At 59.2% G+C, this 26,207-nt stretch carries 27 protein-coding genes; 15 read left to right on the top strand and 12 right to left on the bottom strand.

Annotation, left to right across the window (positions count from 1 at the left end; all coding sequences use genetic code 11):
• The first annotated feature begins 5 nt into the window (after positions 1–5).
• From argH to B0B09_RS10345, 5 genes are all read left to right on the top strand, one after another.
• Complete coding sequence (gene argH, locus B0B09_RS10360) at positions 6–1,409, top strand: argininosuccinate lyase (RefSeq protein WP_076659489.1); 1,404 nt, start codon at positions 6–8, stop codon at positions 1,407–1,409.
• Complete coding sequence (locus tag B0B09_RS17965) at positions 1,406–1,579, top strand: hypothetical protein (protein WP_165689317.1); 174 nt, start codon at positions 1,406–1,408, stop codon at positions 1,577–1,579. Before argH ends, B0B09_RS17965 begins: the two co-directional genes overlap by 4 nt.
• Positions 1,579–1,914, top strand: coding sequence for a DUF2834 domain-containing protein (locus B0B09_RS10355; RefSeq protein ID WP_076659488.1), 336 nt, complete (start codon positions 1,579–1,581; stop codon positions 1,912–1,914). The genes B0B09_RS17965 and B0B09_RS10355 overlap by 1 nt, the downstream gene beginning before the upstream one ends.
• Positions 1,915–1,989: 75 nt before the next feature.
• Positions 1,990–3,258: a diaminopimelate decarboxylase gene (gene lysA, locus B0B09_RS10350; protein WP_076659486.1), complete on the top strand. Its 1,269-nt coding sequence runs from the start codon at positions 1,990–1,992 to the stop codon at positions 3,256–3,258.
• Between the two features lie 64 nt (positions 3,259–3,322).
• Positions 3,323–5,932, top strand: coding sequence for a TIGR02302 family protein (locus B0B09_RS10345; protein WP_076659485.1), 2,610 nt, complete (start codon positions 3,323–3,325; stop codon positions 5,930–5,932).
• 45 nt (positions 5,933–5,977) lie between these two features.
• Here B0B09_RS10345 and B0B09_RS10340 read toward each other — a convergent pair whose 3' ends face one another.
• Entirely contained in the window at positions 5,978–6,877 is a 900-nt protein-coding gene (locus B0B09_RS10340) for a zinc-ribbon domain-containing protein (protein WP_076659483.1), read from the bottom strand.
• 169 nt (positions 6,878–7,046) lie between these two features.
• Between B0B09_RS10340 and B0B09_RS10335 the strand changes: the two genes are divergently transcribed.
• From B0B09_RS10335 to B0B09_RS10320, 4 genes are read left to right on the top strand one after another with little or no spacing between them, the layout of a single operon-like run.
• Positions 7,047–7,721, top strand: coding sequence for a cell division ATP-binding protein FtsE (locus B0B09_RS10335; protein ID WP_076659482.1), 675 nt, complete (start codon positions 7,047–7,049; stop codon positions 7,719–7,721).
• The gene (locus B0B09_RS10330; RefSeq protein WP_076659481.1) at positions 7,718–8,611 is read left to right on the top strand and encodes a cell division protein FtsX; all 894 of its coding nucleotides are present in this window, start codon (positions 7,718–7,720) and stop codon (positions 8,609–8,611) included. The genes B0B09_RS10335 and B0B09_RS10330 overlap by 4 nt, the downstream gene beginning before the upstream one ends.
• Complete coding sequence (locus B0B09_RS10325; protein ID WP_076659479.1) at positions 8,608–9,336, top strand: lysophospholipid acyltransferase family protein; 729 nt, start codon at positions 8,608–8,610, stop codon at positions 9,334–9,336. Before B0B09_RS10330 ends, B0B09_RS10325 begins: the two co-directional genes overlap by 4 nt.
• The gene (locus B0B09_RS10320; RefSeq protein WP_076659478.1) at positions 9,329–9,937 is read left to right on the top strand and encodes a pyridoxamine 5'-phosphate oxidase family protein; all 609 of its coding nucleotides are present in this window, start codon (positions 9,329–9,331) and stop codon (positions 9,935–9,937) included. The genes B0B09_RS10325 and B0B09_RS10320 overlap by 8 nt, the downstream gene beginning before the upstream one ends.
• On the opposite strand, the gene B0B09_RS10315 is transcribed toward B0B09_RS10320, so the two are convergent.
• Both B0B09_RS10315 and B0B09_RS10310 read right to left on the bottom strand, forming a co-directional pair.
• Positions 9,938–10,609 (bottom strand): M50 family metallopeptidase, encoded by a 672-nt coding sequence (locus tag B0B09_RS10315; protein WP_076659477.1) that lies wholly within the window; start codon positions 10,607–10,609, stop codon positions 9,938–9,940.
• Complete coding sequence (locus tag B0B09_RS10310) at positions 10,610–11,572, bottom strand: acetyl-CoA carboxylase carboxyltransferase subunit alpha (RefSeq protein ID WP_076659475.1); 963 nt, start codon at positions 11,570–11,572, stop codon at positions 10,610–10,612. It lies immediately after the preceding gene.
• 148 nt (positions 11,573–11,720) lie between these two features.
• On the opposite strand from B0B09_RS10310, the gene B0B09_RS10305 reads away from it, so the two are divergent.
• Positions 11,721–12,146 carry a hypothetical protein gene (locus B0B09_RS10305; protein ID WP_055293664.1) on the top strand — a complete coding sequence of 142 codons (426 nt, stop codon included), beginning with the start codon at positions 11,721–11,723 and terminating at the stop codon, positions 12,144–12,146.
• A 9-nt stretch (positions 12,147–12,155) separates the two neighbouring features.
• On the opposite strand, the gene B0B09_RS10300 is transcribed toward B0B09_RS10305, so the two are convergent.
• The 4 genes from B0B09_RS10300 to smpB form a co-directional block, all read right to left on the bottom strand.
• Positions 12,156–13,112 (bottom strand): L-malyl-CoA/beta-methylmalyl-CoA lyase, encoded by a 957-nt coding sequence (locus B0B09_RS10300; protein WP_076659474.1) that lies wholly within the window; start codon positions 13,110–13,112, stop codon positions 12,156–12,158.
• Between the two features lie 127 nt (positions 13,113–13,239).
• Positions 13,240–14,424, bottom strand: a complete 1,185-nt coding sequence (locus tag B0B09_RS10295; protein ID WP_076659473.1) for an amino acid aminotransferase — start codon at positions 14,422–14,424, stop codon at positions 13,240–13,242.
• Positions 14,424–15,278, bottom strand: a complete 855-nt coding sequence (gene sseA / locus B0B09_RS10290) for a 3-mercaptopyruvate sulfurtransferase (RefSeq protein WP_076659901.1) — start codon at positions 15,276–15,278, stop codon at positions 14,424–14,426. Before sseA ends, B0B09_RS10295 begins: the two co-directional genes overlap by 1 nt.
• A 158-nt stretch (positions 15,279–15,436) precedes the next feature.
• Positions 15,437–15,910 (bottom strand): SsrA-binding protein SmpB, encoded by a 474-nt coding sequence (gene smpB, locus B0B09_RS10285; RefSeq protein WP_055686848.1) that lies wholly within the window; start codon positions 15,908–15,910, stop codon positions 15,437–15,439.
• Between the two features lie 74 nt (positions 15,911–15,984).
• Between smpB and B0B09_RS10280 the strand changes: the two genes are divergently transcribed.
• Genes B0B09_RS10280 through B0B09_RS10270 form a run of 3 tightly spaced genes read left to right on the top strand, consistent with a single transcriptional unit; the run spans position 15,985 to position 18,881 of the window.
• Positions 15,985–16,428 carry an ion channel gene (locus B0B09_RS10280; protein WP_076659471.1) on the top strand — a complete coding sequence of 148 codons (444 nt, stop codon included), beginning with the start codon at positions 15,985–15,987 and terminating at the stop codon, positions 16,426–16,428.
• Positions 16,425–17,618, top strand: coding sequence for a winged helix-turn-helix domain-containing protein (locus B0B09_RS10275; RefSeq protein WP_076659470.1), 1,194 nt, complete (start codon positions 16,425–16,427; stop codon positions 17,616–17,618). Before B0B09_RS10280 ends, B0B09_RS10275 begins: the two co-directional genes overlap by 4 nt.
• Positions 17,619–17,678: 60 nt before the next feature.
• Complete coding sequence (locus B0B09_RS10270; RefSeq protein ID WP_076659468.1) at positions 17,679–18,881, top strand: hypothetical protein; 1,203 nt, start codon at positions 17,679–17,681, stop codon at positions 18,879–18,881.
• Positions 18,882–18,913: 32 nt separating this feature from the next.
• Here B0B09_RS10270 and dapA read toward each other — a convergent pair whose 3' ends face one another.
• Positions 18,914–19,783, bottom strand: coding sequence for a 4-hydroxy-tetrahydrodipicolinate synthase (dapA, locus tag B0B09_RS10265; protein WP_076659467.1), 870 nt, complete (start codon positions 19,781–19,783; stop codon positions 18,914–18,916).
• 186 nt (positions 19,784–19,969) lie between these two features.
• Between dapA and B0B09_RS10260 the strand changes: the two genes are divergently transcribed.
• A complete protein-coding gene (locus tag B0B09_RS10260) occupies positions 19,970–21,985 on the top strand; it encodes a lytic transglycosylase domain-containing protein (RefSeq protein WP_242654373.1) in 2,016 nt (671 codons plus the stop codon).
• On the opposite strand, the gene B0B09_RS10255 is transcribed toward B0B09_RS10260, so the two are convergent.
• Positions 21,982–22,845 (bottom strand): DMT family transporter, encoded by an 864-nt coding sequence (locus B0B09_RS10255; protein WP_076659466.1) that lies wholly within the window; start codon positions 22,843–22,845, stop codon positions 21,982–21,984. The two genes, B0B09_RS10260 and B0B09_RS10255, sit on opposite strands and share 4 nt — an antisense overlap.
• Positions 22,835–23,515, bottom strand: a complete 681-nt coding sequence (gene mnmC2 / locus B0B09_RS10250; protein ID WP_076659465.1) for a tRNA (5-methylaminomethyl-2-thiouridine)(34)-methyltransferase MnmC2 — start codon at positions 23,513–23,515, stop codon at positions 22,835–22,837. Before mnmC2 ends, B0B09_RS10255 begins: the two co-directional genes overlap by 11 nt.
• 48 nt (positions 23,516–23,563) lie before the next feature.
• Between mnmC2 and B0B09_RS10245 the strand changes: the two genes are divergently transcribed.
• Positions 23,564–24,568 carry an NAD(P)/FAD-dependent oxidoreductase gene (locus tag B0B09_RS10245; RefSeq protein WP_076659464.1) on the top strand — a complete coding sequence of 335 codons (1,005 nt, stop codon included), beginning with the start codon at positions 23,564–23,566 and terminating at the stop codon, positions 24,566–24,568.
• Here the strand turns inward: B0B09_RS10245 and B0B09_RS10240 are convergent.
• Together B0B09_RS10240 and B0B09_RS10235 are read right to left on the bottom strand one after the other, a co-directional pair.
• On the bottom strand, positions 24,565–25,233 hold the full coding sequence (locus B0B09_RS10240; RefSeq protein WP_076659463.1) for a cupin domain-containing protein: 669 nt from the start codon (positions 25,231–25,233) through the stop codon (positions 24,565–24,567). The genes B0B09_RS10245 and B0B09_RS10240 overlap by 4 nt on opposite strands.
• 9 nt (positions 25,234–25,242) lie before the next feature.
• Positions 25,243–26,001, bottom strand: coding sequence for a LamB/YcsF family protein (locus tag B0B09_RS10235; protein ID WP_076659462.1), 759 nt, complete (start codon positions 25,999–26,001; stop codon positions 25,243–25,245).
• Between the last annotated feature and the right edge of the window lie 206 nt (positions 26,002–26,207).

The following is a 26,207-nucleotide window of genomic DNA, read 5'->3' as shown; positions in this document are numbered from 1 at the left end:
CCTTTATGACCAAATCTGCAAACACAATGTGGGGCGGGCGTTTCGCCGCCGGACCAGACGCGATTATGGAGGCGATCAATGCCTCAATCGGGTATGACCGCCGACTTGCACCGCAAGACATCGCAGGTTCACGCGCCCATGCCGCCATGTTGGCCGCCACAGGCATCATTATAGATACCGATGCCGAGGCGATACGGGAAGGCCTGCTCACCGTATTGTCAGAGATTGAAACGGGGGATTTTCCTTTTTCGGCCGCGCTTGAAGACATTCACATGAATGTCGAGGCGCGTTTGCGCGATACCATTGGCGAGGCCGCAGGACGTTTGCACACGGCACGGTCGCGTAACGATCAGGTGGCGGTCGATTTCCGCCTTTGGGTGCGTGATCAATGCGATCAGGCGGATGAGGCTTTGGCCGCGTTGCAAGCAGCCCTCTTGGGGCAGGCCGAGGCCGGGGCCGATTGGGTGATGCCCGGGTTTACCCATTTGCAGACAGCCCAGCCTGTCACATGGGGGCACCATATGCTGGCCTATGTGGAAATGTTTGCGCGCGACCGGTCGCGCTTTGCGGATGCACGCAAGCGGATGAATACCTCACCTTTGGGCGCTGCCGCACTTGCGGGTACATCCTTTCCGATTGACCGCGATATGACGGCCAAGGCACTGGGCTTTGACCGCCCGATGGCCAATTCGCTTGATGCGGTATCAGACCGTGATTTCGCGCTCGAGTTTCTGGCATCTGCCAGCATCTGCGCCATGCACCTGAGCCGTTTGGCTGAAGAGCTCGTGATCTGGTCCTCGGCCCAGTTCCGCTTTGTGAAGATGTCGGACAAATGGTCGACGGGTTCATCGATCATGCCACAAAAGCGCAATCCTGATGCGGCGGAATTGATCCGTGCCAAGATTGGCCGGATTTTTGGCGCGAATGTTGCGCTTATGACGGTGATGAAGGGGCTGCCGCTAGCCTATTCCAAGGACATGCAAGAAGACAAGGAACAGACCTTTGATGCCGCTGATAACCTGATGCTGGCCTTGGCTGCGATGACGGGCATGGTCGGCGATATGACCGCGCAGCGGGACAATCTGAAGGCTGCCGCATCAAGCGGATTTTCGACCGCGACCGATCTGGCCGATTGGCTGGTGCGTGAACTTGGGTTACCCTTCCGTGAGGCGCATCATGTGACTGGCTCGCTCGTGGCGTTGGCGGAAGGAAAAGGCTGTGATCTGCCTGATCTGACGCTGGCCGACATGCAAGCGGTTCACGATGGCATCCGTGCAGATGTCTTTGATGTGCTGGGTGTTGAAAACTCGGTTGCGTCGCGCACCAGCTTTGGTGGCACCGCGCCCGTACAGGTCCGCGCGCAGGTGGCGCACTGGAAAGAGGTCTTGGGGAAAGAGGTTTTGAAATGAAGCGGATTTCATTGATTTTGACCGTCGCCATGCTGGCCGCATGTGGGGCCGATGGCCCACCGATGAAGCCCTCGGCCGCTGTCGGCCTGAGCGTGGGAAGTGATGGCGTCAGCACGGGTGCGAGTGTCGGCGCATCAAACGGCACGTTTTCAGTAGGGGTTGGTTTCTAATGCGAAATATCTTTCTTGTGCTTGCGATCTGGGGTGCGATACATCCGATGTATTACTTCATCTCGTGGTTTCAGGCCGAAGGGTGGAGCATCATGGCGATGGTGGACGCGTGGCATGTGAATGCGGCGACCAGCGGGCTTGTCTGGGATTTGACGATTGCTGCGATTTCGCTGACGGTCTGGATTATTGCCGAGGCAATCAAGAGGAAGAACTGGCTCAGCCTGCTGGCGATTCCCGCCACCTATTGCATCGGGGTGAGCTGTGGTTTGCCGCTCTATCTCTATCTGCGGGACCGGATCGTTTATCGCCGCGACAAACATAAAGTTCGCGTTTAAGTGGCGTAAATCAGGGTTGGTCTTTGCCTGTGATCTGCTATGTCCAAGGCCTAGTTTTGGACAAGGATCTCAGGCTTGGATCATTTTCTCTATCGTGATGGCGCGCTCTACGCAGAAGATGTGCCTGTTTCGGAAATCGCGGCGGCTGTTGGCACGCCGTTTTACGTGTATTCGACAGCCACGCTAAAGCGGCATTTTCAGCTTTTTGATGATGCCTTGGCTTGGGGTGACCACCTCGTCTGCTTTGCAATGAAATCGCTGTCCAATCAGGCGGTGATCAAGCTTTTGGGCAATGCCGGTGCAGGCATGGATGTGGTGTCGGGCGGTGAATACCTGCGCGCGAAAGCGGCGGGTGTGCCCGGGGATCGCATCGTGTTTTCCGGTGTCGGTAAAACCGCCGATGAAATGCGCCTCGCGATTGAGGGGGGCATCCGCCAGTTCAACGTCGAAAGCGAGCCCGAGATGATCGTGCTGGATCAGGTGGCCCAGTCGCTGGGGGCCGTGGCCCCGATCACGATCCGCGTGAATCCGGATGTTGACGCCAAGACCCATGCCAAGATCGCCACAGGCAAGTCAGAGAACAAATTCGGAATCCCGATCAGCCGCGCCCGCGAGGTTTATGCGATGGCCGCGAAGATGCCGGGCCTGAAGGTTATCGGGATCGACGTGCATATCGGGTCACAGCTGACCGAACTGGCGCCGTTCGAGGCAGCCTATAACAAGGTGGCCGAACTGACCGAACAGCTGCGCGCAGATGGCCATGAGATCACCCGCCTTGATCTGGGCGGTGGCCTGGGCATTCCCTATGCGCGGTCGAACGAAGCGCCGCCATTGCCGACCGATTATGGTGCGCTCATTCAGCGCACCGTTGGCCATCTGGGCTGCGAGATCGAGATCGAACCGGGGCGTCTGATTTCGGGCAATGCCGGCTTGATGGTGTCCAAGGTGATCTACGTCAAATCCGGCGAAGATCGTGAATTCCTGATCCTTGACGGTGCGATGAACGATCTGATCCGTCCGGCGATGTATGATGCATGGCACGATATTATCCCTGTAAATGAAGCACCTGCGGGCACTTCCCCAGCAAGATACGATATCGTGGGTCCGGTCTGTGAAAGCGGTGATACCTTTGCAAAAGGCCGTGAGATGCCCCCCGTAAAAGCCGATGATCTGGTCGCCTTCCGTTCGGCCGGGGCTTATGGTGCGGTGATGTCGTCTGAATATAATTCGCGTCCACTGATCCCCGAGGTTCTGGTGGATGGTGATCAATTTGCAGTTATCCGTCCACGCCCTACCTATGAAGATATGATTGCACGCGATAACGTTCCGGCATGGCTTGAATGAATCAGAGCCTCCCGCCGCGCGTCACGAGAAAGGGAGAGGCCCGCTGAAAGATCACAACGACCCGATGCGCCACCTGCGCTTTCCGGTTGCCGCCACCCGGCTGGGTATGGTGGCCGAACAGGTTGTGCGCGCGTTCTGGCCGTTCTGGACTGCTGTCTTTCTGATCCTCGCGCCCTTGATGATGGGCTGGCAGGATGTGCTGCCACTCGAGGTAATCTGGGGCGGTGCCGTTGTTGCCGTTATCGCGTTTGTTGCAACACTGGTTTGGGGTATTTGGCGTTTCCGCATGCCATCCGCGGCCGAGGCGCTGCGCCGTGTCGATGCGGCCATACCGGGCAGGCCAATTGCTGCGATAGCAGATACGCAGGCGATTGGCAGCGGGGATGCAGCCTCTGAGGCGGTGTGGCGTGCACATATGGAACGTATGTCCGCGCGCACGAAAGAGGCACGGGCGATTGAGCCTGATTTACGCATCTCGGATCGCGATCCCTATGGTCTGCGGTTTATTGCGCTGTTGTTCTTTGTTGCGGCTTTGCTATTCGGATCATTCCTGCGCGTCGGTTCGGTGGGTGACATGGTCACGCGCGGCGAGCAGAGTTTGGCGACCGGTCCTGTCTGGGAGGGTTGGGTCGAAGCGCCCGCTTATACGGGTAAACCGTCAATCTATCTCAATGACGTGCCCGCCGGTCCGTTGCGGGTGGCAGTGGGCAGTCAGGTGACGCTGCGCCTTTATGGCGAAGTGGGCGCACTGACGGTTGCCGAGACGGTCTCGGGGCGCGTTGAGGATTTGGGCTCGGCGGCTGCGGCGCAGCAGCAGTTCACGGTGGCCCAATCCGGCACCCTTTCAATCCTTGGCGGCAGGGAAACGACGTGGGAAATCACCGCGATTGAAGATCAGGCACCGACCGTCGATCTGTTAGGGCCGATCGAAGTGGATGCAATGGGCGAATTATCCCAGCCGTTCAGTGCGGTGGATGACTATGGCGTCGAGTTTGGCACAGCCACCTTCACCCTTGATCTCACAGAGGTCGTGCGCCAGCACGGTCTGACGATTGATCCCGACCCTATCGATCCTTTGGTCTTGGATTTGCCAATGCCTTTCACCGGCGACCGCGCTGACTTTGACGAATTTCTGGTCGATAACCTGAGCGAGCATCCTTTGGCAAACCTGCCGGTCACTCTCACGCTTGAGGTGACCGACGCCGCAGAGCAGACCGGAACAACCGCGCCGGAACCCATGATCATGCCCGGGCGGCGGTTCTTTCAGCCTTTTGCCCGTGCCGTGATTGAACAGCGGCGTGACCTGATGTGGTCCAAGGCCAATGCGCGCCGCGTGAACCAGATCTTGCGTGCTGTGTCGCATCGCCCCGAAGGGCTTTTCTCGAACGAGACAACATATCTGCGCCTGCGGACCATCATTCGCAGGCTGGATAGTTTTGCCGAAACCGGCCTGACCGATGAGGGGCAGGCAGAGATCGTCGAAGCACTGTGGGATCTGGCGATCCAGTTGGAGGATGGCCGTCTGGCCGACGCCCGTGAACGTCTGCGCCGTGCGCAAGAACGGCTGGCCGAGGCGATGCGCAATGGTGCCTCGGACGAGGAAATCGCCGAATTGATGCAAGAGTTGCGCGAGGCAACGAATGATTATCTGCGCATGCTGGCGGAAGAATCAGAACCTTCTGATGGGACCGATCAGGCGGACAGTGGCCAGCAGGGCCAGCAAATGGGCATGGATGAGTTGCAGGCCCTGATGGACCGCATCGAAGAGCTGATGCAAGAGGGGCGCATGGCCGAGGCGCAAGAGCTGATGGAACAGCTCAACCAGATGATGGAAAACATGCGCGTGACCCAAGGCGAGGGTGGTGATGGCCCGCCAAGTCCGGGCGAGCAGTCTATGCAAGACCTGTCTGATACGCTGCGCGAGCAGGAGGAACTCTCGGACGATAGTTTCAGCGATCTGCAAGACCAGTTTAACCCGGGCGACCAAGGCCAGCAGGGGCAGCAAGGCCAACAGGGCCAGGACGGTCAGGAACCCGGCGCGCAGCCTGGACAACAGGGCAATCAAGGCACTGAACCGGGCCAGGGCGGCCAGCAAGGCGAAGGTCAGGGCGTCGGCGAGAATAGCGAGAGTGGCGAACAAAGCGGGAGCGGTGCCGGTGGCGAAGGCGATCAGCGCAGTCTAGCGGAACGTCAGCGTGCGCTGCGCGAAGAATTGCAGCGCCAGCGTGAAGGCCTTCCAAACCTCGGCGGTGACGCGGGCGAGCAGGCCCGCCGGTCCCTTGAGCGCGCAGAGGGTGCGATGGAAGGCGCCGAAGAGGCACTGCGTGAAGGTGATCTTGCAGAGGCGATCGACCAGCAGGCCGAAGCGATGGATGCATTGCGCAACGGGATGCGTGAACTGGGGCAGGCGATGGCCGAAAACCAGAATGCAGAGCCTGGGCAGGGTTCAGAACAGGGCGAGGCGAATGGCCGGCCAACACCGGGTCAGCGTGATCCTTTGGGGCGCGAAATGGGCAACACAGGTCAGCTTGGCACCGATCAAGAGCTTTTGGGTAACGGCGATATCAATCGCCGCGCCGAAGAACTGCTGGGCGAAATCCGTCGCCGCTCGGCAGAGCAGGACAGACCCGAAATTGAACGGGACTATCTGCGGCGTTTGCTGGATCAGTTCTAGATCAGCAACCAGCATTCATCTGTATAAAAGGTGTGGCGTGGCAGGTTACTCTGCCATAAAACCTTCCACCGTTTCGCTAAGCGACAGGCGCAGTTGATCGACGGTCATCACATATGATGCCATAAACTCGGTTGTCTGCGGCAGGTGCTCGGTGATTTGATCCGCAAAGACGTAAGGCAGGATCGCGAGGATCATCAAGAGTAGCACCCAGAAGAACCCGCGCCGGAAACCTTTTCGCTCAACGGCTTCGATCTTTTCTGCCTCGGTCAGCCCTGACGCATCATTTGCCTGTGCACGGGCGCGCAGAGTGGCGTTGATCTCGTTGATCGAGGGGACCGTCCGCAGGTGCGCTTCGTCGGCATTCGCTGTGTCGCCTTTTGCCGTGCTAGTTTTTGTTCCGCTGCGGATGCCACCCTCTTCAGCGGTCATCATGGCGATGCGCTGACGGGTTTCGTCAGCTGCAACAGGCGCCGCAGGTTTGGGCGTTTCGGTTGCCGGCGGGTTTGCGACAGGGCTTTGCGCCTTTGGGGTAGCTGCAATTGCAGCCGTGCCAAGCGCCGCCTCTTCGCGCAGTATATTTGCGACAGCATTGTCAAGTTGTCGGCGCATCGGCTCGGGCGGCGCAGTCGATGTTTTCGGGGCGGGCTTTGGCTCTTGCGCAGTTTGTGGGACTTCCGAAGCGATTTCGTCAACAAAGCTTTGCGCGTAGTCTTCGGGCATTTCTGCCGTCGCTTCGGGTTCTGGCTCTGCCACCGAATTGGGCGCGGCATCTTCAGGCTCTTGGTCGTTGCTCAGCCTCAGTGGCGTGCGCCCCGGCACGGTTGGTTTTTCAGTCTGGAACCACGACAGTTGGCAATTCGAACATTGGACATCGCGCCCGCCCGGAGGAATCGCATCATCCGAGACCTCGTACTGCGCTTCGCAATTGGGGCAAATCAGCCTCATGTTAAATTCCTTTTGCCTGCCCGGTGGTTTAAGAGCTTATTGTTGTCACCGACCTCAATTTATCAACCACTGCGCCAAACGCAAAGGTTTTGCGCATGCAGGTGTGCGCGGTCATTGAAACCTGTTGCAGATTTGGGCAGAAGAGCTGTGTAGTGCCAGAGGAAGAACCGTGATCGAATTAGAGAACGTCTCATACGGATATGGTGGTCAGACGCTTTTTTCCCATATATCCCTGACACTTGCGCCCGGTTCATTCCATTTTTTGACGGGACCGTCAGGTGCGGGAAAAACTACATTGTTGCGTCTCTGCTATGCGGATTTGCGGGCAAACAAAGGCAAAGTTCGCGTTTTCGGCCAAGACGCCGGCGCCCTGAACCGTGATGAGGTGGCAATGTCCCGCCGGCGCATCGGCGTGGTGCATCAGGACTGCCAGTTTCTGGATCATCTGAGCATTGCCGAGAATATCGCATTGCCTCTGACCGTGTCGGGACGTGGGCATGAAGCCGCGCAGAACCTGCCGGAGCTATTGAATTGGGTGGGGTTGGGGCCACAGGCCAACCAGCGGCCACCCGAGCTCTCAGGCGGAGAACGCCAGCGCGCGGCACTTGCGCGGGCGGTGATTGTGTCGCCCGATGTGATTATTGCGGACGAGCCCACGGGCAATGTTGATTGGGAAATGTCGCAGCGCTTGCTGAGCCTGCTGATCGAACTCAACAAAATGGGAAAGACAATCCTGATTGCGACCCATGATCTGGCGATGATCCGCGCGGCCAAGTCCGATATCAGCGCACGTGTATTGCGTCTTAAGGATGGCCAGCTTGTGCAGGCAGGGGCCGAGCTATGAAGGCCCTGCTGGAATTGATGTTGGGCGATCCGCAGGCGGACCGCGCGGTGCCGCAGACCGGCATGACTGTGCGATTGACGGTTTTCGTGGCGGCGGTGATGGCGTTTCTTGCGGTGATCACGCTTGCTGTGTCTTTCACCACCAATCGTGTGGCAAGCCTCTGGGCCGCCGATCTGGCCCAGTCGGCAACGTTGCGTTTGCCCGCTGATCCCGCCACGGCGGATGCGCTTTTGCTTTCGGCGCTGGATGTGCTGGAGACGACACCGGGGGTCAGGCGTGTGCGGGCCTTGTCGCAGGATGAACAACTGGCCCTGCTTGAACCCTGGTTCGGGCCCGACCTGCCGCTTGATGCGCTGCCTGTGCCACAGTTGATCGAGATCGTGACTGATAGGGACGACTTTGATGTTGAAGGTTTGCGTGCGCGTCTGTCCGCGCAAGTGCCTGGCGCAATCCTTGATGACCATACCGCTTGGCGTGCGCCGTTGCTGGATGCGGCGGCACGTGTGCGGCTGATCGGTTGGGCGGTCATCGTGCTGATCGGCGGGACTGTGGCGGCAATGATTACCCTCGCCGCGCAAGCCGCACTGGCTGCCAATGCGCGGATCATCGCGGTTTTGCGGTTGGTGGGGGCCAAGGATGCCTATATCGCTCGCGCCTTTGTCCGCCGTTTCACGCTGCGGGCGGCCGGGGGCGCATTGGTGGGGATGCTGATCGGGTTGGGCGTTGTGTCCCTGATGCCGCAAGGCGATGCGACCAGTAGCCTTCTGCTGGGTGTCGGCTTTGAAGGTGCTGAATGGGTTTGGCCCTTGCTGATCCCTGTTCTGGCTGCAATTGTTGCCTTCTTTGCGACCCGCGCGGCGGCGTTCCGCAGATTGAGGGAGCAAACATGAGCAATGCTATCCAGTGGGTCCGCTCGCTGATCTTCAATATTCAGATGTATGTGGCGATGCTGGTCGTCGGGGTCATCTATACACCCGCGGCGATCATATCGGCAGACGGTGCTGTCGCGGCCTGTCATGCCTATTGCCGCTACATTCGCTGGAGCGCAGGCTGGATGATCGGTCTGAAATGCGAAATCAGGGGTGAACCGCCCAGTGACGAGGTCATGGTCGCCCCCAAGCACCAGTCTTTTCTGGATGTGCTCATGATCTATGGCGCGATGCCGCGCGGCAAATTCATTTTCAAGGCCATCCTGAAATATGCACCGATTATCGGCCAATTCGGTCTGCGGATCGGCTGTATTCCTGTCGACCGCGGCAAACGTGGTGTGGCGATCAAGCAGATGGTGGCCGATGTGCAGGCTGGCCGTGCGCGCGCCGGTCAGCTGATTATCTACCCCCAAGGAACGCGCATCGCCCCGGGGGTGAAAGCGCCTTACAAAATCGGGACCGGCGCGCTCTACCGTGAATTGGGCCAACCGGTGGTGCCGGTTGCGACCAACGTCGGCGTGTTCTGGCCCAAGCGTGGGGTCATGCGCAAACAGGGGACGGCAGTCTTTGAATTTTTGCCGCGGATTGAACCGGGGTTGGAGGTGGCGGAATTCATGCGCCGCCTTGAGGATGAGATCGAGACGGCCTCTGACCGGCTGAATAAAGAAGCCGGATTTGATGGCTGATCATGTCGTCGCGGATGTGGCCGCACTTGAGGCGCTCTATGGCACACCCGGCAAGGCCTCGCTGATCAAGGTCGCCCCACAGCTGACCCCTCTTTATCGCAAGTGGATCATGGCATCGCGTCTATGCATTGTTTCCACCGTCGGGCCGGAGGGCACGGATGGCAGCCCCCGTGGCGATGATGGCCCGGTGGTGCAGGTCTTGGACAGCAAGACGCTGTTGCTGCCGGATTGGCGCGGCAACAACCGGATAGATACGCTCCGCAATATCGTGGCAGACGGACGGATCAGTCTGTTGTTCATGGTGCCCGGTTCAAACAATGTGATCCGCGTGAATGGCACGGCGGTTGTCTCGGTTGATCCTGACTTGATTGGCCGGTTTAACCAAAAGACCCACCAGCCGCGCAGCGCAGTCGTGATTACTGTTGCCGAGGTCTATAGCCAATGCGCGCGGGCCCTGATGCGTGCGCGTCTGTGGACGGCGGATGATGAGAGTGCGGGTTTGCCCAGCGTTGGCGATCTACTGGCCGAGCAGGAAGCCGGTTTTGACGGTGCGGATTATGATGCTGGCTGGTCCGCACGTGCCGCTGATACCATGTGGTAGTCAGCGCAATTTAAGATTGCTGTTGCGGCCCAAGCCTCTGCGTAGACACCACGCGATCACCGCAAGACTGACGATCAACCAAAGCCCGCCCCACATCATCGTGGTGCCGCCGAATTCTTCTGCCAGCATCCGCGCATCAGAGCGCAGGTTCGCGCGGGCAATCGTATCGCTGAAGATGTCGTAGGGCACGTAGATCATGCTGGTCAAACCGATGACACGCAGTGCCAGGTCATTCGCATTGTGGCCCAGAAACCGTGCCATCAGCAGCATGGCGGCCCCCATGCCCACGCAAAACGCCAGTGCGAACAGGTCGCGGACATAAAGGCCTGCGATGACTAGCGTGACCACGCCGCAAAGCGCCATGACCTTACGGTCTGCCGCTGTGCGCGTTGCAGCCAGCAAAAGGGCAACACCAATGACCAGTGAACCCAGATATCCCGCCGTCAGCGTGACGAATCGGTTGCCGCCTCGGCTGATCACAAGGCCGCCTTGGTCAGGCGATACCGAGAGGCTGACAACATCGCCACCGGTCAGGAGCGTTGCAATCGCGTGTGATGCCTCGTGAAAAAAGACGATCAGCACTTTCAAAGGCACAACCGCCGGCGTTTGCCACAACACAAACACCGCTGCGGTCAGCGCCAGAAGCTGCCAATGTCCACGCAGCAAAGCCACTTATGCAGCAAGACCCTTTGCACCCAAGGCGAGGTACTTGTTGCGACGGTCTGCGCGGAGTTTATCGCCCGACAGACTGCGCAATTCGTTCAGCATGGTGATCAGCGCCTCGCCAACGGCCGCAATCGCCTCATCGCGGTGGCGATGCGCGCCGCCCGAAGGTTCGGGGATGATCCGGTCGCAGATGCCCAATTCGTGCAGGTCTTCGGACGTCAGGCGCAGCGCCTCGGCTGCCTCACGCATTTTGTCGGCGTCTTTCCAAAGGATTGACGCACAGCCTTCGGGGCTGATGACCGAGTAGATCGAATGCTGCAACATCGCGACACGGTTGGCCGAGGCAAATGCGACCGCACCGCCAGACCCGCCTTCGCCGATCACGACGCTGATCAGCGGTACTTTCAGTTCCAGACACTTCTCTGTTGACCGCGCAATCGCCTCGGACTGGCCGCGTTCTTCCGCGCCTTTGCCGGGGTAGGCACCGGGGGTATCGACCAGTGTAATGACAGGCAGGCCGAAACGGTCTGCCAAGGACATCAGACGGATCGCTTTGCGGTACCCTTCTGGGCGTGCCATGCCAAAATTGCGTTCGATGCGTGATTTGGTGTCGTTGCCTTTTTCATGGCCGATCACCATGACTGGAATGCCATTCAGACGCGCCAAACCGCCCATCACGGACAGATCGTCGGCAAAGTTGCGGTCACCGGCCAGCGGGGTGTATTCGGTGAAAAGCGCCTCGATATAGTCTTTGCAATGCGGCCGTTCGGGGTGACGGGCGACCTGACATTTCCGCCATGGTGTCAGGTCCGCATAAAGGGATTTCAGCAGGTCATTGGCCTTTTTGTCCAGCGCAGAGGCTTCTTTCTGGACGTCCATCTCGGGATTTTCGCGGGCCATCGCGCGCAGCTCTTCGGCTTTGCCTTCAATCTCTGCGAGCGGTTTTTCAAAATCGAGGTATTGCGTCATGAAATCCAAGCCTTGTGCATGCGGTTATCGTTATATGGCGCATGGTTTGATCAAGTGCAACGGCAGCGGATTGCCATAATATTGCCATTTGCAATACGCGGAGGGTCATCGCATCATTGTGCCAATTTGTCGCACAAGAGGATATACAATGCGAATTTTGACCGTAACGGCCGCCGTCTTGCTTGGTTTGACTGCACCAGCGCAGGCCCAATCAATCAACTTTGGCGATGACAGCAGCCAATGGGCCAATGATGGCGAATGTGATGACGGGCGCTTTACTGGTCCTGGTCTGACCTCGACCCCTCTTTTGCAAGAGGACGTTTTGGCAGACGCCACAGATTGTCGGACGGCATATGAGGCCGGCAATTTGCGGCTTGCAGGTGTGTCATCTGACGGCACCATTGATTTTGGGAATGATGCCGGCGAATGGTCGAATGACAACGAATGCGATGACATGCGTTTCGAAGGTCCCGGCATGACGACGACACCCCTGCTGCAAGACGACATCATGCGCGATGCCACAGATTGCCGCCGCGCCTTTGAAGCAGGTCAGCTGAAACTGGCCGGGCAGTAAAGAAACGCGTCAGCCCGCGATCATCTCGGACTGGCGCACAATCACTTCGGCTTGTTTGATCGAGGCTATATCGACAAGTCGGCCTTTATAGACGGTCGCGCCTTCACCACGTGCTTTGGCGTCTTCCATCGCGGCAAGGATTTCGCGCGCCTCGGCCACGGCTTCGTCCGACGGCGTAAACACTTCATTTGCCAATGCGATCTGTTTGGGGTGAATCGCCCATTTGCCGACCATGCCCAGCGTCGCCGACCGCTGCGCCTGTGCGCGGTAGCCCTCGTCATCGCTGAAATCACCGAATGGTCCATCGACGGGCAACACACCATGTGTGCGGCAGGCCGCGACGATGGCCGTCTGCGCCCAGTGCCACGGGTCGGAATAATGCCGCGTGTCGCCATGGAGCATGTAATAATTTTCCTGTGTGCCACCAATGCCTGTTGTCTGCATCCCCATCGAGGCCGCAAAATCAGCGGCCCCAAGGCTCATCGCGGCCATGCGCGGCGAACTGGCGGCAATCTCTTCAACATGGGCGATACCAGCCGCTGATTCGATGATCACCTCAAAGCTGATCCGCTTGGCGCGTCCCTTTGCAGCCTCGATTGCGGTGACAAGTGCATCGACGGCGTAAACATCCGCAGCACAGCCGACCTTCGGGATCATGATCTGGTCAAGCCGGTCACCGGCCTGTTCCAGCACATCGACGACGTCTTTGTACCAGTAAGGCGTATCAAGGCCGTTGATCCGCACCGAGAGGTATTTTGTGTTCCAGTCGACCTCGTTGATGGCCTTGATCACATTGGCCCGCGCTGCGTCCTTGTCCGAGGGGGACACGCTGTCCTCAAGGTCAAGGTTGATCACATCCGCCGCACTTGCCGCCATCTTTTCGAAAAGCTTGGTGTTCGAACCAGGGCCGAACAACTGGCAGCGGTTCGGACGTGCGGGCGGTGTGGGTTGCAGGCGGAATGACATGGCGGATCCTCGACGAATGAATATTACCTAAAGGTTGCTCTGTTCGGTATATTATTGCGTAGCGGCTCACAAGCGTAATTTGCAGGCGCAGCAAGTCATGCTGCGCCTGCAAGATTCAGAACGGTGTCTATACGCCTGCCGCCACAATCGCGCGGGCCAGCACAGGCACGGTCTCGGCATTCAGACCGGCGATATTCATACGGCTGTCACTGACCATGTAGATGCCGTGATCCGCGCGTAGCTTTTCGACCACTTCGGGTGTCGTACCAAGACGGCTGAACATGCCGCGGTGGTGCGCGAGGAAATCAAAACGGTCGCTGTTGGTGAGGCGCTTGAGCTCATCTGCCAACTGCTGACGCAGGGCGAGCATCCCGTTGCGGGTCTGCTCCAGTTCTGCTTCCCATTCGGCGCGCAGCGCAGGGTCTTTCAGGATCGTCGTGACCACCCGCGCCCCGTGATCCGGCGGAAAGGAATAGTTTTGGCGGTTCAGAAAGGACAGGTTCTGCTGCGTCAGGGCCTGCTGATCGGCGTCCTTGGTGACCGCCATCAAAATGCCTGTCCTTTCGCGGTAGATGCCGAAATTCTTTGAACAACTCGCCGCAATCAGGCAGTTCTCAAAGCTGCTGGCAATCTGGCGTGTGGCCTTCGCATCATCGGCAAGCCCGTCGCCAAAACCCTGATAGGCAATGTCGACGAAAGGCACGGCACCTTTCTTGCGCATCAGGCCGATGACTTGCTCCATCTGGCCATAGGTGAGGTTCGCGCCAGTGGGGTTGTGACAGCAGCCGTGCAAAAGCACGACATCACCTTCCGCCACCTTTTCAAGGTCCGCGATCATGCCGTTGAAATCGACACCGCGCGTGTCATTGTCGAAATAGCGGTACTCGGCCATTTTCATGCCAAGGTATTTGATAATCGACGGGTGGTTCGGCCACGTGGGGTTGGACAGCCAGACCGTAGCTTTGGGTGCAGCAAGGCGGATCAGTTCGAGCGCCTGACGAATAGCACCGGTGCCGCCGGGGGTTGCAATGGCCGCAACGCGTTCGTTCGGTACACTATCGCCCAGCACCAGGTCCTTCATCACGGCGCTGAATTCCGGGTCCCCCGCGAGCCCTGTGTAGGCTTTGGTGGTCTGATCCGCGATAATGCGTCGCTCGGCCTCTTTTACGGCACGCATGACGGGGGTGTTGCCTGTCGCGTCCTTGTAGACGCCGACGCCAAGATCGACCTTGTCGGTGCGTGGGTCTGCTTTGTAGGTGGCCATCAGGGCCAGAATTTTATCAGCGGGTTGGGCGGAAAGGTTTTCCAGCATCAGTTTGCTCCGGTCGCAATTGGAAGGTCGGCGTACATGCCCCATTCGGACCATGACCCGTCGTAAAGCGCATGGTCGATTTTGCCGATCCGTTCAAGCGCAAGTGAAAGGATTGCTGCGGTCAAGCCTGACCCACAGGTCGTGATTGCAGGTTTGCTCAGATCAACGCCAGCGGCCTCGAAAACGGCGCGCAGGGCTGCGGGTGGTTTCATCGTGCCATCGGGGTTGAGAAGGTCCTGATAAAAGACATTCTGCGCGCCCGGAATATGCCCCGAGCGCATTCCTTCACGCGGTTCGGGCTGTGTGCCCTGAAACCGCCCGGGTGGGCGCGCGTCAATGATGCTGTGATCGCCAAGCTTGGCCGCCCGCGCAACCTCGGTCACATCACGGACGCGGAAACCTTCGTATTTCACTGTCATGTGCCGGTCACGGATCGTGGGTGTGGCTGTGGTGGTCCGATAACCGTCGGCAAGCCATTTGGGCAGTCCGCCGTCCAGCACGGCAATATTCTTTTGGCCCATCAGGCGGAACAGCCACCAGACACGTGCGGCGGAAAACACACCCATGCCGTCATAAACAACGACCTGATGGCCATCACCCACGCCCATTGCCCGCATCCGCGACATGAATTTCTCAACCGGCGGGGCCATGTGTGGCAGTTCCGAGCGGGCATCGCTGATTTCATCAATATCAAAGAACCGCGCACCCGGGATATGGCCAGCCGCATATTCGGCCTTCGGATCGCGTCCGGCATCGGGCAAATACCATGAGGCGTCAAAAATCCGCAGATCCGGATCCCTGATATGCGCCGCCAGCCATCCGGTGCTGACAAGCGTTTTTGGATCGTCAGTCATGGCCGATGTCATCGCATACCCCTTAATCACAAGTCATAAACGGCCTACCGCGCAGCGCGGCGCAAGACAAGCCACCAGATAAGCACCATCTATGTTATTATTGGCCCGAAAGTATCCCCGCCGGAGGCATCCTGCCGGTGCAATCCGGCACGTGGGGATCAATCGCCGTGGCGCAGTAACCGCTGCTTCTGGCGGCCCCAGTCGCGCTTGGCCTCGGTCTGGCGCTTGTCGTGGTTCTTCTTACCCTTGGCGGTTGCGATCTTGAGCTTTACCAGACCGCGATCGTTGAAATACATCACCAGCGGCACAAGCGTCATGCCTTCGCGCTTGGTGGCGTTCCACAGGCGGGCCAATTCACGCTTGCTCACCAAGAGCTTGCGCTTGCGCCGTTCCTCGTGGGTAAACATCGCGCGCTCATAGGGTGCGATATAGGCGTTGGTCAGCCACAGTTCGCCATCATCGACGCTGGCATAGCTGTCGGCGATATTGGATTGGCCTGTGCGCAGGGATTTCACCTCGGAACCGGTCAGAATGATCCCGACCTCGAGATCATCCTCGATGGCATAGTCATAGCGCGCACGCCGGTTGTCGGCGATGACTTTGTAGTTTTTGTTTTCGGGTTTCTTGGCCATAGTTGGGCACAAATAGGCGATGGCGCGCTGTGGCACAAGGTGTGCCGATGGTCAGCCCGCGCAGGAGAGTGAAGATGTTTGTTCAGATCGCCATTGGAAGCACGTTGCTTGTGTTTTCGATCATGACAGCAGCGATCACTTTTTGGGTGCTGGAAAGACGGCTGGGCCGTTTGCGGCCTTGGCTGGTCAGGGCACCACATGCGCCGAAACTAATGCTTGTTCTGTGTGTGACAGCGCTTTGGGTCCTGTTGCAGATGACCATCGCAGTCTGGACTTGGGCCTTTACGTTCATGGCCTTGGGCGTTTTTGATGCGCTGGAAACTTCGGTCTATTTCGCGCTGGTCGCCTTCACGACCCTTGGCTTTGGTGACATCCTCTTGCCGGTTGAATGGCGCCTGCTTGGCGGTATGGCTGCGTTGAATGGCTTGCTGAACATCGGACTTGTGACTGCGGCAATGGTCGAGACGTTGCGCCAGTTGCGCCTGCAACAAATCGCGATCCAGGATCGTGACACATGACAGTTCCGGTGTTGCGCAATTCCGCCGCCCGCCATCTTTTTCTGGCGCGGCACGGCTTGCAGGGCCGGCCATCCGGTGCAGGGAAAGGGGCCGATCTCACGGGCGTCATAGATCAGCTGGGCTTTGTGCAGCTTGATAGCGTCAACACGTTTGCCCGTGCCCATGACCTCATCCTGTGGTCGCGTCGCCAGCAATATCGGCCTCGCGGGCTGCAGCACCTGCTGCACCGCGACCGTCAGATGTTCGAGCATTGGACCCATGATGCCGCCATCATTCCGATCGAAAGCTTTGCCCACTGGCGGCTGCGCTTTGCCCGTGATGAGGCGCGTCTGGCCAGTCGCTGGCAAGACCAGCGCCGCGATGATTTTCACAGCAAGATCGATGCGGTCCTGCGCCAGATTTCTGATCATGGGGCCTGCACTTCAGGGCAGGTGGGAGAGGGGGAAAGCCGTGGGTCGGGCGGCTGGTGGGATTGGCATCCCTCCAAGACGGCGCTTGAGTATCTGTGGCGCTCAGGCCAGATATCCGTGCTCCGCCGCGACGGGTTTACCAAGGTCTATGATCTGACCGAACGGGTGATTCCTGCCGAACACCTCAACCGCCGCCATCATCCGGACGAGACGATCGACTGGTGCTGTTCCGGCGCACTCGACCGGCTCGGGTTTGCCACCAGCGGCGAATTGGCCGCGTTCTGGGATCACGTGAGCCCCGCCGAGGCAAAGGTTTGGTGCGCGACCGCTCTGGCCGAGGGTCGTTTGATCGAGATTGATGTGGAAGGCGTGGATGGCAAATTGCGCCGGTCCTTTGCGCGGCCCGATGTGATGGACAGCTTGCCATTAGCACCTGTGCCGCGTGTGCGTATTCTCTCACCGTTTGATCCCGCTTTGCGGGACCGCAAACGGGCAGAGCGGCTTTTCGGTTTCTTCTACCGTATCGAGATTTTCGTGCCGGCCCCCCAACGCAAATACGGCTATTATGTTTTTCCGTTGCTAGAGGGCGACCGTATCATTGGCCGCATCGATATGAAACGGGAAGGCAGTGTTCTTGCAGTCCGGGCGTTCTGGCCCGAACCGGGTGTCCGTATGGGTGCGGGGCGCATCGCGGCGCTGCGCAGAGAGCTGGATCGTGCTGCGGTCTTTGGGGGCTGTGACGATATCGCCTTTACAGAGAATTGGATGCGGGTAAAATAAAATATTGAACAACGTTCAAAAATGATGTATCCCGATTGCGAAGCATAGTCAGGAGGCGTCATGTATTACGTTGCCCAAACAGACCAATTGGTTGCGGACGGTGTCATCAACCCGGTGCAGGCGGATGAGATCAAATCGCGTGCGCGGTCCGCGATGATCGCGCTTTGCGTCAATAGCCTGCTGATCGCAGGTATTCTGGCGGCGACGCTGGGATTGGTGTTTCTCTTGGCGAGTGCTGCGAGCGTGGCTGTCTGCGGCGGTCTTTTTCTGGGTGCCGGTTTGTTGATCCTGCGTAAAGGTGCGGCGCTTTACCGAATGTTCGGTAATGCCAGTGCGTTGATCGGGGCGGGGATGTTGATTTCCGGTACGGCGTTTGAATTGATCGACAAGATACCAGACCGTGCGGGCATCTTGCTTGCACTCATTGGGTCCGTGCTGGCGGCGCTGTTCTTCTGGCGCTTCAGGGCAGGGTTGGTCCAATTGCGCTTTGCCTATGGCGCTGTGCTGGTGATGGCCGCCGCACTGCATGTGGTCGGTGTCTACGGTGCCGCCGATCAATTTGCGCTTTCTGGCTGGCCGATGCCGCTGATCCATTTTTACGTCTTTGCGGCCATTGCAGCGCTGGGCCTGACACTGGACATACGTTTTATCACCGCGCTGGCGATCATTCCTTTTGGCCAGATGCTGGACACCGGCACCTACTATTTCACGGCAGCCTATGTCTTCTATTCGCCTGAAACGACGCTCAGTATTTTGCAAATGGGCTTGCTGATCGGGGCCTGTTTGTGGGCCATCAGTCGCGGCGATGCAAAAATGGGGCGGCAAGCGGGTGTCTTGATGATTATGGCGTTTATCGTGGCCAACCTGTGTTTTCTGGTGGGCAGCATCTGGGGCGATGTTGTGGGTGAAAGCCTGTGGGGTCCGGTTTACAGTGACTTTACTGGCGATTGGCAGGCCTATGACGCCGCACGCGATGTCTACCGCGCGCAAGCACTTGAGATCAGTGAAGGGGTTTATGCGATGATCTGGGCACTGTTGCTTGGCGCACTCATCATCTGGGCTGCGATGTCCAACCGTCGGGGTATGTTCAACGCAGCGATGACCTTTGCGGGCATCCACGCCTATACGCAGATGTTTGAAAGCTTCTATGACGAACCACTGGCTTATGTGATCGGCGGGCTGGCCGCGATCCCCTTGGCCTTTGGGCTGTGGCGGTTGAACAATGCGTGGTTCAAGCCGCTGTCACCTGCCAGCACGCGGTAGAGATGTGAAACGTAAGGTGGGTAAAACCCACCTTACAGCAACCCCGCATGTTGCATCGCCGCACGCATTTTCGCCTTGGTCTCATCGGTCAACCCGACCAGCGGCAAGCGCACCTCGTCACTGCACATGCCCAGCAAGGACATCCCGTATTTTGCACCCGCCACACCCGGCTCGGTAAAGATGGCTTCGTGCAATGGCATCAGTTGGTCCAGCTGTGTCAGTGCTTTGGCATAATCGCCCGCGAGCGTGCTTTCCTGAAAAGCGGCACAGAGCGCAGGTGCGACGTTCGCTGTTACCGAAATGCACCCGACGCCGCCATGGGCATTGAACCCGAGCGCTGTCGCGTCCTCACCCGAAAGCTGGACGAAATCTGGTCCACAGGTCATCCGTTGCTTGGGCACACGTGACAGATCACCGGTGGCGTCTTTGACGCCGATGATCATCTCGTGTTTGGCCAGCGCACCCATCGTTGCGGGTGTCATATCGACTACTGAGCGACCGGGAATATTGTAGATCACGATCGGCAGCCCGCAATCGGCAGCCGCCTCGAAATGCGCGATCAGACCGGCTTGGGTGGGCTTGTTGTAATAGGGCGTTACAACCAGCGCCGCATCCGCGCCCGCTTTTTTCGCGGCTTGCACCAGACGGACCGTTTCAATTGTGTTGTTTGACCCTGCACCGGCGATCACGGGGATACGTCCGGCGGCTTCCGCAATCACTATTTCCACGACCATATCGTGTTCCGCATGCGTCAGGGTGGGGCTTTCGCCTGTTGTCCCGACGGGCACCAAACCATGGCTGCCCTGATCCACATGCCAGTTCACAAGTTTTTTCAGCGCGTCCACATCGACTTTGCCGTTCGTAAACGGCGTGACGAGGGCGGGGAGTGATCCCTTGAACATGGCACGCTTCCTTCTTGTGGCAGCCGACATTGGCCGCAGTAAAATCGCGCGGACACTAGGCGCAGACGGCAAATCCTACAAGCCCTTCGTTTTGGTGAACCGCCCGTGGGGATTTGCGCCCATTGCCGCGTTTGTGAGTTGTTATTGCTGCATCACAGGCTAGTTTCACACCCAAAGAGGTGTCCTGTGAACGTCCGAAAATTCGTCATCCTAAGTCTGGCCTATATGGTCGCCACTGGCCCCGTGCAGGCCCAGTCGGTAGACGCCAGAAGCATTGCGGCGATTGATGCGGCCCAGACTGATTGGGACGTGGCGGCGGAGATCGCGCAAAGTGTCGGGCTGGTGACGCAGGACACGCTGATGTGGCTGCGATTGCGGGCAGGGGATGCCCCATTTGCCGCCTACCGAGATTTTCTGAACCGCCGCGCAGACTGGCCGGGGCTCGACCGTTTGCGCGCTGAAGCAGAGCTGATGATTGATGATACCATGGGGCCTGCAGAGGTCGTTGCCTGGTTTGCAGGTGAGGCGCCGCAAACCGGCGAGGGTGCGGTACGTCTGGGGCAGGCCCATCTGGCGCTGGGGCAGGCCGAGGCCGCGCGTGATGTGCTGCGTGAGACGTGGATTACACAGCGTCTGACCGAAGACGGACAGGCCGTCATGCTTGCTGCGTTTGCTGAAGAGCTCAGGCCCTTTCATGCGGCCCGTGTCGATGCCCTTTTGTGGCGGTCGCGTGCAGAGGATGCCACGCGTATGCTGCCCCTTCTATCTGCGGATCAAGCCGCGCTGGCGGCGGCGCGTATCGGCTATATGACACGCGCCAATGATCTGCCTGCCCGCGTAGCCGCAGTTCCCGCAGCTCTGCGTCAGGATCCCGGCCTTGCTTATGACCGCTATTCCTGGCTTGCCAGTCGCGGCGAGCGCACCGATGCCGTTCAGATGCTGCGCGAACGTTCCACCAGTGCCGCCGCCTTGGGCGAGCCGTTTCGCTGGTCGGGCTGGCGCCGCGTGCTGGCGCGCTGGGAGATGCGCGAAGGACGTGCCGAGCAAGCCTATCAGCTTGCGTCGCGCCATTACCTGACCGAGGGCGAATCCTATGCAGATCTGGAATGGTTGGCGGGTTATCTTTCCCTGACCTACCTTGGCGATCCGACACAGGCCCTGACCCATTTCCAGAATGGCTTGCGCGCCTCAAGCGGTCCGATATCACTCGGGCGGATGCATTATTGGATTGGCCGCACCCATGTCGTGAAAGGCAATGTCGATCTGGCAGCAGAGGCCTATAGTGCTGGGGCTGACCATCAGACGAGCTTTTATGGCTTGTTGGCGTCTGAAAAGGTGGGGCGTGCGCTGGATCCGTCCCTTGCGGGAACGCCCGTTGATTGGGCAGATACCCCTGTCTTTGATGATGATATCGTACAGGCGGCGTTGATCCTGCTTGCGAGCGGTGAACGTGGTGCGGCTTTCACCTTTTTTGCCCAGCTTGGCAGGACGCTCAGCGCGAACGAGATCGCGACTCTAGGTGCTTATCTGACCGAGATTGACGAGCCCTTCTATACGCTGCTGCTGGGTAAAGCTGCCGTCGAACGGGGCATTCTCATCCCGTCGGTCTATTACCCCATCCATGACATGGCGGCGCTGGACCTTCCGGCAGAGCCTGCCTTGGCCTTGTCGATTGCGCGGCGTGAGAGCGAGTTCAACGAAACCATCGGCAGTCCTGTCGGGGCATTGGGTCTGATGCAGGTCATGCCCGCCACGGCAGAAGAGGTGTCAGGCAATCTTGGGATACCCTATTCGCGCGGGCGGCTCACAAATGACTGGCAGTATAACGCAACCTTGGGGACGCATTATCTGGCCTATCTGGAAGAAGAGTTCGGGCCCAGCCCTGTGATAATTGCGGCAGGTTATAATGCCGGCCCCAGCCGTCCGCGCCAGTGGATTGACGAACGCGGCGATCCGCGTCTGCTTGAGATGGATGTCGTCGACTGGATCGAACACATTCCTTTTCGGGAAACCCGCAACTATGTGATGCGCGTGACCGAAAGCATTCCCGTCTATCAGGCCCGACTGACAGGGCAAACCGGCCCTGTACGTTTCACCGAACTGCTCATCGGGAAAAAGCCGCTCTTGCGCCCGCGCGCGCGGCCAGAACCTGTTGCCAGCAACGCGGCCTCAGATGTTGTCCGCCCCGTTGCGCGACCCTAAGCGGCCTTCTTTGCCCGCCAGAGTGTAAACAGCCCTGCAGCGACGACAATCGCCGCGCCGAGTGCCACGTTGGGCCGCAGGGTTTCGCCCAAAAGGAAGATCCCGATCGCGCTGGCGAAAACCAGTTGCAGATAGGCGAAGGGCTGGACCTCGCTGGCCTCGGCGACCTCGTAGGTTTTGATCAAGAGCCAATGACCGCCCGCGCCTGTCACACAAAGTGCTGCCATCCAGCGCCAGTCTGCGGCGCTCATGGGTTCCCAGAACCAGACCCCTGCCACGGTCATGACCACGGCACCGGCGGTGCCGGTCCAGAAGAAAGACGTGGCCGTGGTATCTTTGCGCGCCGCATAACGTGTCAGCAGACCATAGAGCGCGAACATGAAAGCCGCCGCCAGCGGTATCACTGCGGCAGGGGCAAAGACCGCGTAGCCGGGTTGCAGGATAACAAGGACACCGACGAAACCGATGCCGATGGCGGTCCAGCGGCGCCAGCCCACCTGTTCCCCCAGTACCGGACCTGAAAGGGCTGCGATCAGCAGGGGATAACAGGCAAAGACAGCGTGGCTTTCGACAAGGCCGAGCAGAACAAAGCCGCTGACCATCACGCAGATTTCAAGCGCCAGCAACGTGCCGCGCGTGATTTGCAGGATCGGCTGCTTGGTTGCAGCGGCCGCACGGATGGATCCTGATTGCTTGGTTGCGATGCTGATGACGAAAGCGGCAAAAAACCAATACCGGATCATCACGATCATGATGACGTTGTATTCGCCTGCCAGATGCCGCGAAATTCCGTCCTGCACGGCAAAGACAAAGGTCGTGGCAATCATCAGCATGATGCCAAGGCGGGGGTTATTTTGCATCAGGCATCCTTGCGCGGGTCATATGCCGTTTGCGGCCAAAGCCCGGCACACGGGTCACATCGAACCCGGCTTCTGACAGAGCTTGCCGTACCGCACCCGCCGCCGAATAGGTCGCCGCGGTGCCGCCCGGTTTGGTGTGGTTTGCGACTGCAGCCAACAACGCGGGTTCCCAGAGTTCAGGGTTCTTTGCGGGGGAAAATCCGTCAAGAAACCAGGCATCGGCACATTTGTCCCATGCAGGGACTGTCACGCGCGCGTCGCCTGTGATGACTTCCAAGGTCGGGCCATCGGGCAGTTCAACTTTGCCGCTCTCTGGCGTCCATGCCGCCAGAAGAGCCTCGGCATATGGCTTTAACTCCGTGAAATGGCCAAGTGCCGCTGCCATATCGTCCGCCGCCATCGGAAAGGCCTCGAACGACGTGAAAGACAGCGCGCCGGGCTGCCCCGCCTTGTCCCACGCGGCCCATGTGACCAGCAGATTCAGACCTGTCCCGAAGCCAAGTTCGGCTAACAGGAAATCCCCGCCGAAGCGTGCGGGAAGGTCGTTGCCTGCCAGAAAAACATGCCGGGTTTCGGCCACGCCATTGTCGAGTGAATAATAAGGATCATCGAAGGCCTGCGCGATGGGCACGCCATCCCGCCATTCTATCCGTGCTCTCTGGTCTGTCATCGGCCCTTGCCTTACCACTGCACACATCTTTGAGCGGAAGGACAGCGAATGGCAACGGCTGATATCACGGTTATGGGAGCGGGTGTTTTCGGACTGTCGGTTGCCTATGCCTGCGCGCGGCGCGGGGCGTTGGTGCGCGTGATTGACCCGTATGGCGTGGCGGCGGGGGCAAGTGGCGGATTGGTCGGGGCCCTGGCGCCGCATGTGCCGGAAAACTGGAATGCCAAAAAGGCGTTTCAGTTCGAAAGCCTGATCATGGCAGAGGCGTTTTGGGCTGATGTCGCGGCCCTGAGCGGTCAAGACGTAGGCTATGCGCGGTCGGGTCGTCTGCAACCTTTGGCGGACGCGCGTGCGGTCAATCTGGCACAGGAGCGTGCGGAAAGTGCAGCGACGCTCTGGCAGGGCAAGGCGCGCTGGGATGTGATCCCAGTCACAGATGCGCCGTGGATGCCGCCATCACCAAGCGGCATGGTGGTGCATGATACGTTATCAGCGCTGATCCATCCGCGCCGTGCGACCCGTGCTTTGGCTGATGCTGTGGTGGCGCTGGGCGGCGAGGTTCTGGCCGACGGGCGCGTTGAGGGCAAGGTGGTCTGGGCCACTGGCTGGCATGGCATGCAAGAGATCGGTGGCAATGGTGTGAAAGGGCAGGCGGCGCTGCTAGATTTCAACGCGGCTGGACAGCCACAGTTGTTTGCCGATGCCCTGCATATCATCCCGCATGGTGATGGCACGGTGGCGATCGGCTCCACATCCGAGCGGGAATTCGATGATCCCTACGGCACGGATGACGCGCTTGAGGACGTGTTGACCCGCGCCTATGCCGCCTTTCCGGTGCTCGAGGGGGCGCCGGTGCTGGAACGCTGGGCGGGCGTGCGTCCGCGCAGCAAAAGCCGCGCGCCTGTGTTGGGTGCGCATCCTTTGCGGCGCGATGAGTATATCGCCAACGGCGGTTTCAAGATCGGCTTTGGCATGGCGCCCAAGGTGGGTGCTGTAATGGCTGATCTGATACTGGACGGGGACGACCAAATCCCCGACGGTTTTCGCGCCTAGACGACGGGCGCTTTGGCGAAAGGCAGATGGCCTGTCTTGATCCAGAATTTGGCACCGTCTTGGCCGCCTGTGATCTGCATCGCGTCCCCGTCAGGCAAGCGCAGCCAACTGCCCTTGGTCAATGTGTCCGCGCCTTCGGTCGCGTTGCCGTCGATCATCAGAAGTTCGGCACCACCTTCGGGCGTTTCTGCAAAGACCGCTTCCGGGGCCAGTGTGATGAAACGGACGGTTTCCTGCGCGTCCTCGTGCAAGATTTGCGCACTTACGCCGCCGCCCAGATCGGCAAGCGCTGCCCCCATCTCTTTGCGAAACTGGGTGCGGTCGTCGAGGTCGAATTGCCAGAGTTTCACAAAAATCGTGCAACCTTCCTCTGCGCCCGGCGTGTGTGATGTGGTCGGCGGGTTGCGCACGTAAGTCCCTGCAGGATAATCGCCATGTTCGTCCTGAAACACGCCGTCGAGCACGATGAATTCCTCGCCGCCTGTATGGGTATGTGCGGAAAACTTGCTGTGCGGGGCATAGCGCACGATTGACGTCGCGCGCGCGACCTCATCCCCGATCCGGTCGAGCATCCGGCGATCAACACCCGGCATGGGGGATGCTTTCCAAGGAATATCTTGGGTATGCAACAAGACGCGTTTGGTGAAATCGGCGTTGAGTTCCATGGGGTGTCCTTAAAGCGGGGTTATGGTGATGCCTGCGTCGGTCAGATGCTGGCGGATGCCGCGTGCCATCTCGACGGCGCCCGGCGTGTCACCGTGCAGGCAGATCGTGTCGATCTGGCAGGGGATGTGTTTGCCGCTCTCGGCGATGATCGCACCTGCCTCAAGCATTTTGAGGATACGCGGTGCGGCAGTGGCGGCGTCATGCAGGACAGCTCCGGGTAGGCTGCGGTCGACCAATGTCGCATCGTCGTTATAGGCGCGGTCGGCGAAAATCTCACCGGCCCAGTTGCAACCCAGATCGCGCACGACGTCCTCCATCGCAGTGGCGGCAAGCACCATGATGACGATATCGGGGTCCACGTCGAGGGCCGCGCTATAGCAGGCTTTGGCCAATGCAGGATCAACAGAGGCCATATTTGACAGCGCCCCGTGCAGTTTCAGATGACGCACTTTACCACCCGCGCGCCGCGCCATGGCTTGGGCGGCACCCAACTGATAGGCCACGGCATTTGCAATCTCGTCATGTGGCAGCGGCAGCTTGCGCCGCCCGAAACCCTTCAGGTCCGCAAACCCCGGGTGTGCGCCGATGCCGACACCATTGGCGACCGCACGACGCATGGTCCTGTCCATCACATCAGGGTCACCTGCGTGAAACCCGCAAGCGATATTGGCAGAGGACACGATATCCAACAGCGCCGCGTCATCGCCCATGCGCCAATCGCCAAAGCCTTCGCCCATGTCGGAATTGAGATCGACGGTGCGTGTCATGTCTTTGCCTTTCAAGCCGTGCCCCACCAAACATAGCCTCTGCCTGTTCATAGTCGACGTGAAACTGCCTAAGGAGGGTGTATTTGTGGTACCTGTCGTGCACTTGACGGAGCACAAACCGCCCGTGTTATAGGCGCTAACACTATCGTGACGATCAGGATTGGTCAGCTATCCCTAGTAACTGTGGTGTGAGAGACCTATTTAGG

The sequence above is a fragment of the Yoonia rosea genome, from assembly GCF_900156505.1.
GTDB classification, from domain to species: domain Bacteria; phylum Pseudomonadota; class Alphaproteobacteria; order Rhodobacterales; family Rhodobacteraceae; genus Yoonia; species Yoonia rosea.
This window is presented reverse-complemented; position numbering and strand designations above follow the sequence as displayed.

Bases quoted from the DNA above. Each gene is read 5' to 3' on its own strand.
- B0B09_RS10340 (WP_076659483.1), bottom strand. From the start codon at position 6,877: ATGAGGCTGATTTGCCCCAATTGCGAAGCGCAGTACGAGGTCTCGGAT.
- mnmC2 (WP_076659465.1), bottom strand. From the start codon at position 23,515: ATGACAGACCAGAGAGCACGGATAGAATGGCGGGATGGCGTGCCCATC.
- B0B09_RS10305 (WP_055293664.1), top strand. From the start codon at position 11,721: ATGCGAATTTTGACCGTAACGGCCGCCGTCTTGCTTGGTTTGACTGCA.
- smpB (WP_055686848.1), bottom strand. From the start codon at position 15,910: ATGGCCAAGAAACCCGAAAACAAAAACTACAAAGTCATCGCCGACAAC.
- B0B09_RS17965 (WP_165689317.1), top strand. From the start codon at position 1,406: ATGAAGCGGATTTCATTGATTTTGACCGTCGCCATGCTGGCCGCATGT.
- B0B09_RS10355 (WP_076659488.1), top strand. From the start codon at position 1,579: ATGCGAAATATCTTTCTTGTGCTTGCGATCTGGGGTGCGATACATCCG.
- B0B09_RS10270 (WP_076659468.1), top strand. From the start codon at position 17,679: ATGTATTACGTTGCCCAAACAGACCAATTGGTTGCGGACGGTGTCATC.
- B0B09_RS10320 (WP_076659478.1), top strand. From the start codon at position 9,329: ATGGCTGATCATGTCGTCGCGGATGTGGCCGCACTTGAGGCGCTCTAT.
- B0B09_RS10295 (WP_076659473.1), bottom strand. From the start codon at position 14,424: ATGCTGGAAAACCTTTCCGCCCAACCCGCTGATAAAATTCTGGCCCTG.
- B0B09_RS10330 (WP_076659481.1), top strand. From the start codon at position 7,718: ATGAAGGCCCTGCTGGAATTGATGTTGGGCGATCCGCAGGCGGACCGC.
- B0B09_RS10275 (WP_076659470.1), top strand. From the start codon at position 16,425: ATGACAGTTCCGGTGTTGCGCAATTCCGCCGCCCGCCATCTTTTTCTG.
- B0B09_RS10245 (WP_076659464.1), top strand. From the start codon at position 23,564: ATGGCAACGGCTGATATCACGGTTATGGGAGCGGGTGTTTTCGGACTG.
- dapA (WP_076659467.1), bottom strand. From the start codon at position 19,783: ATGTTCAAGGGATCACTCCCCGCCCTCGTCACGCCGTTTACGAACGGC.
- sseA (WP_076659901.1), bottom strand. From the start codon at position 15,278: ATGACTGACGATCCAAAAACGCTTGTCAGCACCGGATGGCTGGCGGCG.
- argH (WP_076659489.1), top strand. From the start codon at position 6: ATGACCAAATCTGCAAACACAATGTGGGGCGGGCGTTTCGCCGCCGGA.
- B0B09_RS10300 (WP_076659474.1), bottom strand. From the start codon at position 13,112: ATGTCATTCCGCCTGCAACCCACACCGCCCGCACGTCCGAACCGCTGC.
- B0B09_RS10235 (WP_076659462.1), bottom strand. From the start codon at position 26,001: ATGACACGCACCGTCGATCTCAATTCCGACATGGGCGAAGGCTTTGGC.
- B0B09_RS10255 (WP_076659466.1), bottom strand. From the start codon at position 22,845: ATGCAAAATAACCCCCGCCTTGGCATCATGCTGATGATTGCCACGACC.
- B0B09_RS10280 (WP_076659471.1), top strand. From the start codon at position 15,985: ATGTTTGTTCAGATCGCCATTGGAAGCACGTTGCTTGTGTTTTCGATC.
- B0B09_RS10310 (WP_076659475.1), bottom strand. From the start codon at position 11,572: ATGACGCAATACCTCGATTTTGAAAAACCGCTCGCAGAGATTGAAGGC.
- B0B09_RS10240 (WP_076659463.1), bottom strand. From the start codon at position 25,233: ATGGAACTCAACGCCGATTTCACCAAACGCGTCTTGTTGCATACCCAA.
- B0B09_RS10345 (WP_076659485.1), top strand. From the start codon at position 3,323: ATGCGCCACCTGCGCTTTCCGGTTGCCGCCACCCGGCTGGGTATGGTG.
- B0B09_RS10325 (WP_076659479.1), top strand. From the start codon at position 8,608: ATGAGCAATGCTATCCAGTGGGTCCGCTCGCTGATCTTCAATATTCAG.